A 10,348-nucleotide genomic window follows, 5' to 3' on the forward strand; every position below is an offset into this window, starting at 1 on the left:
CTCGCGTAACGTGGCTATTTGCCAGTATATTTTCTCCTGCCGACTGCTGATTTAATTGTAAAGCTGCGTGCAGGTTGTGCGGTAAATTCACGCTAATTTAACAAAGTTACAGCATCAGCGGGCTGAAGCCCGTATAATGATGCGCTAAATTTGGTGCGAAAAAGAACAGCATGAAATATCACGACCTACGCGAATTTCTTACCCTGCTCGAAGCGCAGGGTGAACTAAAACGTATTACACTCCCTGTTGATCCCCATCTGGAAATAACAGAAATAGCTGACCGCACTCTGCGTGCTGGCGGACCCGCATTATTGTTTGAAAATCCAAAAGGTTACAATATGCCCGTACTGTGTAATTTATTCGGTACGGCAAAACGGGTTGCCATGGGTATGGGGCGTGACGATGTATCAGCGTTGCGTGAAGTGGGGACTTTGCTGGCGTTCCTTAAAGAACCTGAGGTTCCGAAGGGCTTTCGTGATTTATTCGATAAAATTCCGCACTTTAAACAAGTTCTGAATATGCCCGCAAAACGGGTACGTTCCGCGCCTTGCCAGGAGATTGTTCAGCAAGGGGATGATGTAGACCTGGGGCAGATCCCGGTGATGCACTGCTGGCCCGAAGATGCCGCCCCACTGATTACCTGGGGGCTGACGGTTACACGGGGGCCGCATAAGGAGCGCCAAAACCTGGGGATTTATCGCCAGCAGGTGTTGGGTAAAAATAAAATCATTATGCGTTGGTTATCCCACCGTGGTGGTGCGCTGGATTTTCAGGAGTTTTGCCAAACCAATCCAGGCGAGCGCTTCCCGGTTGCGGTTGCGCTGGGGGCAGACCCGGCCACGTTACTGGGCGCGGTCACCCCTGTGCCAGATACGTTGTCAGAGTATGCGTTCGCCGGGCTGCTGAGGGGTAACAAAACGGAAGTGGTCAAATGCCTGTCCAATGACCTCGAAGTGCCTGCCAGTGCCGAGATTGTACTGGAAGGTTACATTGAACCTGGCGAAATGGCAGTCGAAGGGCCTTATGGTGACCATACCGGGTACTACAATGAAGTAGATAGCTTCCCGGTGATGACTGTCACGCATATTACCCGCCGTGAAGATGCCATTTACCACTCCACATATACCGGCCGCCCGCCAGATGAACCGGCGGTGATGGGTGTGGCACTGAACGAAGTTTTTGTGCCTATTTTGCAAAAACAATTCCCGGAAATTATCGATTTCTATTTGCCGCCAGAAGGGTGTTCTTACCGTATGGCAGTAGTCACAATGAAAAAACAGTATCCGGGGCATGCCAAACGCGTAATGATGGGCGTATGGTCATTCCTGCGTCAGTTTATGTATACAAAGTTTGTTATTGTATGTGATGACGATATCAATGCGCGTGACTGGAATGATGTTATCTGGGCGATTACCACGCGTATGGATCCCGCCCGGGATACGGTGATGATTGAAAACACACCGATTGATTATCTGGATTTCGCCTCGCCTGTTTCCGGGCTGGGTTCGAAAATGGGGCTGGATGCCACAAATAAATGGCCAGGTGAGACACAGCGTGAGTGGGGGCATCCCATAACCAAAGATCCTGAAGTGGTGGCTCGTGTTGATGCTATCTGGTCGCAGCTTGGTATAGTGGATGACGGTAAAACTGCCTGAGCCGCAGCCGTTGCAACATCGCTTTAATGACCCGAAGAGGGAACGCATGACAATTTTAAGCTGTAAAGTGACCTCGGTAGAAGCCATTACGGATACGGTGTATCGCGTACGTTTACTACCGGAAGCTGATTTTTCTTTTCGTGCCGGGCAGTATTTGATGGTGGTGATGGATGAGCGGGATAAACGCCCGTTTTCTCTGGCTTCCACACCGTCTGAGCAAGGGTATATTGAACTGCACATTGGTGCGTCTGAACTGAACCTGTACGCAATGGCAGTAATGGACAGGATCCTGAAAGACCGTGAGATTGTTGTCGATTTGCCCCATGGTGAAGCCTGGTTGCGCGAAGATGATGACCGCCCGCTGGTTCTGATTGCTGGTGGTACGGGGTTCTCTTATGTCCGTTCAATTCTGCTCACTGCGCTGGAGCGTAACCCGCAGCGGGATATCGCAATTTACTGGGGCGGGCGTGAAGAAAAACACCTGTACGACCTCAGTGAACTTGAAGCGCTCACCCTTCAGCACCCCAATTTGCGGGTTGAGGCCGTGGTTGAACAGCCTGAGGAAGGTTGGCAGGGGCGCACCGGGACGGTACTGGCAGCAGTAATGCAGGATTACGGTACACTTGCCGGGCATGACATTTACATTGCCGGCCGTTTTGAAATGGCGAAAATTGCCCGTGAGCTGTTCTGTAATGAGCGTAGCGCGCGTGAGGACCGCATGTTTGGTGACGCGTTTTCATTCATCTGACAGCAACGCCAGAGCGGGAGAACACCACGCAACTAAAGGGTGTTTTTCCGCCTAAAGAATGAAAAAACCCGCCCCTGACAGGCGGGAACACGGCAACTAAATCGGTTATTCAGTTCGTTCAAAAACAGTCGCAATGCCCTGACCCAGCCCAATACACATTGTCGCCAGGCCAAACTGCGCATCTTTCCTTGCCATAATATTCAACAAGGTTGTGCTGATACGCGCACCGGAGCACCCCAATGGGTGACCTAACGCGATGGCTCCGCCGTTAAGATTTATTTTCTCATCCAGCATATCCATAAGCCCCAGGTCTTTAATACAAGGCAGTACCTGAGCTGCGAAAGCTTCATTCATTTCAAAAACATTGATGTCTGCAGGTGTCAGGCCAGCTTTTTTGAGCGCCAGTTTTGATGCGGGCACCGGGCCATAGCCCATAATTGAAGGGTCACAACCTACTACGGACATAGAACGAATTCGGGCCCGAATGGGTAACCCAAGGGACTTCGCCCGGCTCTCACTCATGACCAGCAGGGCTGCGGCCCCATCGGACAGTGCGGATGAACTGCCTGCGGTAACGGTACCGGTGACGGGATCAAAGGCCGGTTTCAGTGCCGCGAGGCTTTCCAGACTGGTCTCAGGGCGAATAACTTCATCTGCGCTCAGCATGACCGGAACGCCTTGGGCATCATGGCCGCCGGTTGGCACAATTTCACTTTTGAACGCACCAGACTGTGTTGCGGCAAAAGCACGTTTGTGTGACCGTTCGGCAAACGCATCCTGCATTTCACGGGAAATACCGTGCATTCGGGCCAGCATTTCCGCTGTCAGCCCCATCATCCCCGCCGCTTTGGCGACATTGCGGCTCAGACCCGGGTGAAAATCCACACCGTGGCTCATGGGAACATGGCCCATATGTTCCACACCGCCGACCAGGCAAACATGGGCATCTCCGGTCATTATCATGCGAGCGGCGTCGTGGAGGGCCTGCATGGATGAGCCGCACAGTCGGTTAACGGTCACCGCTGGCACACTGTGCGGGATCTCAGCAAGCAGGGCAGCATTGCGGGCAACGTTGAAACCCTGCTCCAGAGTTTGTTGAACACAGCCCCAATAGATATCGTCAATATCTGCTGCATCCAGCGCCGGGTTGCGTGCCAGCAGGCTGCGCATCAAGTGAGCAGATAAATCTTCTGCACGGGTGAAGCGAAATGCCCCGCCTTTTGAACGGCCCATTGGGGTTCTGATGGCATCAACGATGACAACTTTTTCCATAACTCACTCCTCAGGCGCATTTCAGGTTACTGGATGGGCGGGCAGGCTCCACGGATGGATAATAGCTTGCGTTGGTGCGGGCTTTTTCGCGTAAGCCATCGGTGACGGCATACAGAGGCCCAAGTTCCTGGTAGTGTTCTGCCATATCGAGATATTTGGCACTTCCCAGCGTATCCAGCCAGCGCAGTGCACCACCATGGAATGGAGGGAAGCCAAGGCCGTACACCAGCGCAATGTCTGCTTCTTCGGGTGAAGCAATAATGTTTTCTTCCAGGCAGCGAATAACTTCGTTAACCATGGGGATCGTCATGCGCGCAATAATGGTTTCATCACTGAACTGAGCCGCGGGCTGGCAAACCTCGCTGAGCAGGCCAGTAACACTGTCATCAGCGATTTTACGCGGTTTGCCCTTGCTGTCGGTTTCATAGCGCCAGAAGCCCTGGCCATTTTTTTGCCCATAACGCCCGGCGTCAAACAGCACATCAATGGCATCGCGGTAGTCTTTCTGCATGCGCTGTGGGTAGCCAGCTGCCATTACGGCCTGGGCATGGTGGGCGGTATCGATTCCGACCACATCCAGCAGGTAAGCCGGGCCCATCGGCCAGCCAAACTGTTTTTCCATCACCCGGTCAATCTGGCGGAAATCAGCACCATCTTTGAGTAGTTGGCTGAAACCGGCAAAGTACGGGAACAGAACCCGGTTTACGAAGAACCCCGGGCAATCGTTCACCACTATTGGTGTTTTCCCCATTTTGCTGGCCCAGGCAACCACTTTGGCAAGTGTGGTTTCACTGGTTTGCTTACCGCGAATCACTTCGACCAGCGGCATACGGTGCACCGGGTTAAAAAAGTGCATGCCACAGAAATTCTCCGGGCGTTGTAATGCACCGGCCAGCTCACTGATAGGAATCGTCGATGTATTAGAAGCCAGTACGCAGTCCTGGCGAATGTGACTTTCGGTTTCGGCCAGCACAGCTTTTTTAATTTTCGGGTTCTCAACAACCGCTTCAACCACCACATCGGCTTTCTCAAAACCTGCATAGTGCAGCGTCGGCTGAATAGTCGCCATCACACTGGCGAGCCTGATACCATCAATTTTTCCGCGCTCAAGTTGTTTGTTCAGCAACTTACTGGCTTCACTGATGCCCAGTGCCAGCGCCTTTTCATTGATATCTTTCATAAGTACCGGTACGCCTTTCCAGGCCGACTGCCAGGCGATACCGCCACCCATAATTCCCGCACCCAACACAGCTGCCTGCTGTGGTAATGCAACGTCGCGGCTGTATTTTTTCGCCAGGCTTTTTACATGCTGATCATTAAGGAAAATGCCAACCAGAGCACGGGCCTGAGGGGAGTGAGCCAGGGGGACAAAACTTTGATTTTCCAGTTTCAGGGCGTCATCCCTGCCCATTGAAGCGGCGGCTTCTATCGTTTTCACGGCTGTAATTGGTGCCGGGTAATGTTTCCCTGCTGTTTGAGCGACCATACCTTTCGCAATTGTAAAACTCATGGCGGCTTCAATTTTACTGAGTTTCAGCGGCGCCAGTTTTACAGCTCGTTTACTGCGCCAGTCCATGCTCCCGGCTATCGCCTGTTGCAATACCTGCACTGCCGCAGTTTTCAGGTTCTCCTGGTTTACCACACCATCAACCAGGCCAATTTTCAGTGCCTGTTGTGCATCCACATCTTTGCCCGCAGCAATGATTTCCAGCGCGCTGTCTGCGCCAAGCAAGCGAGGCAAGCGAACAGAACCGCCAAACCCAGGCATAATCCCCAGTTTTGTTTCCGGTAAACCAATACGTGCTTCCGGTGTGGCAAGGCGGAAATCAGTTGCCAGCACACATTCGCAACCACCACCCAGTGCATAACCATTAACAGCAGATAGGGTTGGTACAGGCAGATCTTCAAGGCGGTTAAATACGCTATTGGCGAAGTGCAACCATTGGCTGAGCTGCTCGGCCGGAACCAAAAACAGAGAAAGAAACTCCATGATATCTGCGCCGACAATAAAGGCATTTTTATCCGAACGCAGTAACAGACCTTTTAGATCTTTCTGTTTTTCAAGTATATCCAATGCATTTCCGAGGCTGGCAACCGTTGCGGTGTCCAGCTTATTGACTGAACCGGGCGCGCTAAAAACCAGTTCGGCAATGTCATTTTCCAGCCAGTCGAGATAAAGGGTTTCACCTTGGTAGAGCATGTCAGTCTCCTGAATCCAGCAAAGGGATCTGGTCGTACCAGATGAGCGGAGTGTGGAATTTATGTTAAAAAAATGCAAATTAATCTTTAATTTTTTGCTGGAAAGATCACGGATACGCGAAAGCACGCTCTGGATAAGCGGGTGTGTTAAAATGCCCACTTCAGGGTTAACGTACAAAGGGTAAGTTATGGACTCGTTAGTTACACTGTATAAAGAACATATTGAGGCATTGCAGGAACGTACTCGCAATGTTCTGGCGCGTTTCAATCTGGATGCACTACTGATTCATTCCGGTGAATTATTTAATGTTTTTCTCGATGATCACCCTTATCCATTTAAAGTTAACCCGCAGTTTAAAGCCTGGGTACCTGTTACACAGGTACCTAATTGTTGGCTGTTGGTAGATGGCGTAAATAAACCCAAATTGTGGTTCTGGTTGCCTGTTGATTACTGGCATAACGTTGAACCGTTACCGCAATCTTTCTGGACAGATGAAATTGATCTGAGCGCTTTGGCTAATGCCAAAGAGATTGGCAGCATGCTGCCCGCGCAGCGCAAAAATATTGCTTATATTGGACCGGTTCCGGAACGCGCTCTGCAACTCAACATTGAAGCCAGCAATATTAACCCTCAGGGAGTGATTGATTACCTGCACTTCTACCGGGCCTATAAAACTGAGTATGAACTGGCCTGCATGCGCGAGGCGCAAAAAATGGCCGTAGTTGGCCACCATGCCGCTCATGATGCCTTTTTATCCGGGATGAGTGAGTTTGATATCAATCAGGCTTATTTAACCGCGACGGGTCACCGGGACACTGACGTTCCTTACGGCAATATCGTGGCGCTGAATGAGCATGCGGCAGTATTGCACTACACAAAACTGGATCACCAGGTCCCGGCTAAAAACCTCAGTTTCTTGCTGGACGCAGGGGCTGAATACAACGGTTATGCCGCAGACCTGACGCGCACATGGTCGGCGCAAAATGACAATGACTTTGCCGCGCTGATTAAAGACGTGAATGAACACCAGCAGGCGCTGATTGCCACCATGCAGGCTGGCACACGTTATACCGAATATCATTTACAGTTCCATCAGCGTATTGCGCAGATACTACGTAAACACCAGATAATTACTGGCATCAGTGAAGAGGCAATGGTAGATGCGGATATTACCGGGCCTTTCATGCCTCATGGCATTGGGCATCCTCTGGGGCTGCAGGTGCATGATGTAGCCGGATTCATGCAGGATGACTCCGGCACAAACTTACCAGCACCAGAGAAGTACCCGTATCTGCGTTGTACCCGGGTGCTTGAACCCGGTATGGTGCTGACTATCGAGCCAGGCATCTATTTTATTGAGTCTTTGCTTTCAGCCTGGCGAGAAGGGCCTTATAGCAAGCACTTTGACTGGCAGAAAATTGAAGCACTGAAACCGTTTGGCGGTATTCGTATCGAAGATAACGTGGTAATTCATGAGAAAAGCGTTGAGAACATGACCCGAGACCTGAAACTCAGCTAATGGAGAGCTGGCTCATACCCACTGCGCCAGTTGAAGTGAGCGCCGAGATAAAAAAAAGCCGGTTTATTACTTTCCTGGCGCACACAGATGGCGTGGCGGCGGCGAAAGCATTTGTTGAGCAGGTACGTTCAATGCACCCCAGTGCCCGGCATCATTGCTGGGCCTGGGTGGCCGGTGCTCCTGACGACTCACAGCAACTCGGTTTCTCCGATGACGGCGAGCCTGCCGGAACCGCAGGTAAACCGATTCTGGCGCAGTTACAGGGAAGTGGCGTGGGCGAAATTACCGCTGTAGTGGTGCGTTATTATGGTGGTGTATTACTGGGTACTGGTGGGTTAGTAAAAGCCTATGGTGGCGGTGTCGGCGATGCGTTAGCCCAGTTAACGACTCAGCGGAAAATGGCGCTTAAGACCTATACTTTGCGTTGTGAATATGGGTTGCTGGCTGCTGTTGAGGGGCTAGTCGTTCAAACGCAAGGGCTCATTGTTTCCAGTGACTACCAGGATGTGGTGCAGTTAACTATCGCGTTGCCGCCGAGCCATGTTGATGTGTTTCGTTCGCGCCTGGCAGATATGAGCCGGGGCTCGATGCAATTATTTCCTGTTGTGTAGTCTCTATTATTTTCGAAGGATCCGCGCGTGATGCATTTTCGCCCTATAGTCAGAATTGTTGGCTTACTGGTTATTTTATTTTCGGGAACGATGTTTATTCCCGGGCTGGTGGCCCTGATATATCGCGATGGTGCGGGGAGAGCCTTTACACAAACCTTTTTCGTCGCGCTGGCGATAGGTGCGCTACTGTGGTGGCCTAACCGTCGCCAAAAGCGCGAGTTAAAACCCCGGGAAGGTTTTCTGATAGTCGTGCTGTTCTGGACTGTCCTTGGGAGCGTAGGGGCACTGCCCTTTATTTTTGCTGAGCGCCCCAATCTGACGGTTACCGATGCTTTTTTTGAATCTTTTTCCGGCCTCACAACGACAGGCGCAACAACACTGGTTGGCCTGGATACACTTCCCCACGCAATTTTGTTTTACCGCCAAATGCTGCAGTGGTTTGGCGGTATGGGAATCATTGTGCTGGCGGTGGCAATTCTGCCAATTTTGGGTGTTGGGGGGTTGCAGCTCTATCGGGCGGAAATGCCGGGGCCACTGAAAGATAACAAAATGCGCCCGCGTATTGCAGAAACTGCCAAAACACTGTGGCTTATCTACGTATTACTGACAATTGCCTGTGCTGTAGCATTGTGGTTTGCCGGGATGCCAGTGTTTGATGCCATCAGCCACAGTTTTGCCACTATCGCCATCGGTGGTTTCTCTACCCATGATGCCAGTATTGGTTACTTCGACAGCCCGGCTATTAACTCGATTATCGCACTGTTTTTATTGATTTCAGGGTGTAACTACAGTCTGCATTTTTCTTTGCTAAGCGGGCGAAGTTTGAAGGTGTACTGGCGTGACCCTGAATTTCGTATGTTTATTGGGGTGCAATTCACGCTGGTACTGATTTGTACTCTGGTGCTAATTCTGCATCGAACCTACGGCTCTTTCTGGCAAACCCTGAACCAGTCTTTTTTTCAGGTAGTCTCCATGGCAACAACGGCAGGGTTTACTACAGATAGTATTGCCCGCTGGCCCCTTTTCCTGCCGGTATTACTATTATGTTCGGCATTTATTGGTGGTTGTGCTGGTTCTACCGGTGGTGGCCTGAAAGTTATCCGTATTCTGCTGTTATTTAAACAAGGTAACCGTGAGCTTAAACGCCTGGTACACCCTAATGCGGTTTACAGCATCAAGTTAGGGAACCGGGCATTGCCAGAACGCATTCTGGAAGCTGTATGGGGGTTTTTCTCTGCTTATGCACTGGTATTCATTATCAGTATGCTGGCGATTATCGCGACAGGTGTTGATGATTTTTCTGCGTTCGCATCAGTCGTCGCCACACTTAATAACCTGGGGCCAGGGCTTGGGGTTGTGGCAGATAACTTTGCCAGTATGAATCCAGTTGCTAAATGGATTCTGATTGCCGATATGCTATTCGGACGGCTTGAAGTCTTTACACTACTGGTTTTGTTTACCCCGACTTTCTGGAAAGAATAAGAAGGACAACATGAGAACGCTGATTTTATTTTCCAGCCGGGATGGGCATACACGGGAAATTGCACACTATGTTGCAACACAACTACGCACTGAAGGAGAAGAGTGCGAAGTAATGAACCTGCACCGCACACCTGATATCGAATGGGCGCTCTTTGACAAGGTCATCATTGGCGCATCTATTCGTTATGGGCACTTCCATTCTTCACTCGGTAATTTTGTAAAACGCCATGCTTCGGTACTAAACCAACTCCCCAGTGCTTTCTTTGCGGTGAACCTGGTTGCCAGAAAGCCAGAGAAAAGAACGCCACAGACTAACAGCTACGCACGCAAGTTTTTGTCGGATTCGCCATGGGCTCCTTCGCTCAGTGCCGTTTTTGCCGGAGCGCTGCGTTACCCCAAATACCGTTGGTATGACCGGTTAATGATTTTACTGATCATGAAAATGACAGGGGGAGAGACTGATACCAGGAAAGAAGTGGTCTACACAGACTGGGCACAGGTTGATGCTTTTACCCGTGAAGTTGCTCGTTTACCCAGCAAAAAGTTGTAAAAATGTGCGCCTTGTTCGAAAAGCAGGCGAACGATATTTTTTTTGTATTAAACACTTGCCAGCTTCAGATTAGGCCCTATAATGCGCCTCCACTGACACGGCACAACGGCAAACAAACCGGCCTGTCAGGCAAAGTTAAGTGAAAATAAATGCTTGACTCTGCAGCGGGAAAGCGTAATATACGCAGCCCGCGCCACCCGGAAATACGGTGGCAACGCTCTTTAACAATTTATCAGACAATCTGTGTGGGCACTCATAAGCACTGATATCTTAACGTCGAAAGACGCTAAAAATTATCAAGTCTTAAAGAG

At 50.7% G+C, this 10,348-nt stretch carries 8 protein-coding genes; 6 read left to right on the forward strand and 2 right to left on the reverse strand.

Going from position 1 to position 10,348, the window contains the following annotated elements:
- The first annotated feature begins 170 nt into the window (after positions 1-170).
- Together ubiD and fre are read left to right on the forward strand one after the other, a co-directional pair.
- Positions 171-1,655 carry a 4-hydroxy-3-polyprenylbenzoate decarboxylase gene (ubiD, locus tag DES37_RS22605; protein ID WP_036115541.1) on the forward strand — a complete coding sequence of 495 codons (1,485 nt, stop codon included), beginning with the start codon at positions 171-173 and terminating at the stop codon, positions 1,653-1,655.
- 46 nt (positions 1,656-1,701) lie between these two features.
- The gene (gene fre, locus DES37_RS22610; RefSeq protein ID WP_036115543.1) at positions 1,702-2,403 is read left to right on the forward strand and encodes an NAD(P)H-flavin reductase; all 702 of its coding nucleotides are present in this window, start codon (positions 1,702-1,704) and stop codon (positions 2,401-2,403) included.
- A 105-nt stretch (positions 2,404-2,508) separates the two neighbouring features.
- On the opposite strand, the gene fadA is transcribed toward fre, so the two are convergent.
- Both fadA and fadB read right to left on the reverse strand, forming a co-directional pair.
- Complete coding sequence (fadA, locus tag DES37_RS22615; protein ID WP_036115547.1) at positions 2,509-3,675, reverse strand: acetyl-CoA C-acyltransferase FadA; 1,167 nt, start codon at positions 3,673-3,675, stop codon at positions 2,509-2,511.
- Positions 3,676-3,685: 10 nt separating this feature from the next.
- Positions 3,686-5,875: a fatty acid oxidation complex subunit alpha FadB gene (gene fadB, locus DES37_RS22620; RefSeq protein WP_110027970.1), complete on the reverse strand. Its 2,190-nt coding sequence runs from the start codon at positions 5,873-5,875 to the stop codon at positions 3,686-3,688.
- Positions 5,876-6,062: 187 nt separating this feature from the next.
- Between fadB and pepQ the strand changes: the two genes are divergently transcribed.
- The 4 genes from pepQ to hemG are packed head-to-tail and all read left to right on the forward strand — an operon-like array spanning position 6,063 to position 10,037.
- The gene (gene pepQ, locus DES37_RS22625; protein WP_036115552.1) at positions 6,063-7,394 is read left to right on the forward strand and encodes a Xaa-Pro dipeptidase; all 1,332 of its coding nucleotides are present in this window, start codon (positions 6,063-6,065) and stop codon (positions 7,392-7,394) included.
- Complete coding sequence (locus tag DES37_RS22630; protein ID WP_036115554.1) at positions 7,394-8,005, forward strand: IMPACT family protein; 612 nt, start codon at positions 7,394-7,396, stop codon at positions 8,003-8,005. The genes pepQ and DES37_RS22630 overlap by 1 nt, the downstream gene beginning before the upstream one ends.
- Before the next feature lie 30 nt (positions 8,006-8,035).
- Positions 8,036-9,487, forward strand: a complete 1,452-nt coding sequence (gene trkH, locus DES37_RS22635; protein ID WP_036115557.1) for a Trk system potassium transporter TrkH — start codon at positions 8,036-8,038, stop codon at positions 9,485-9,487.
- Between the two features lie 10 nt (positions 9,488-9,497).
- Complete coding sequence (gene hemG / locus DES37_RS22640) at positions 9,498-10,037, forward strand: menaquinone-dependent protoporphyrinogen IX dehydrogenase (protein WP_036115560.1); 540 nt, start codon at positions 9,498-9,500, stop codon at positions 10,035-10,037.
- The last annotated feature ends 311 nt before the right edge of the window (positions 10,038-10,348 follow it).

Origin of the sequence: Mangrovibacter plantisponsor (genome assembly GCF_003182475.1) — a bacterium.
Classification (GTDB): domain Bacteria; phylum Pseudomonadota; class Gammaproteobacteria; order Enterobacterales; family Enterobacteriaceae; genus Mangrovibacter; species Mangrovibacter plantisponsor.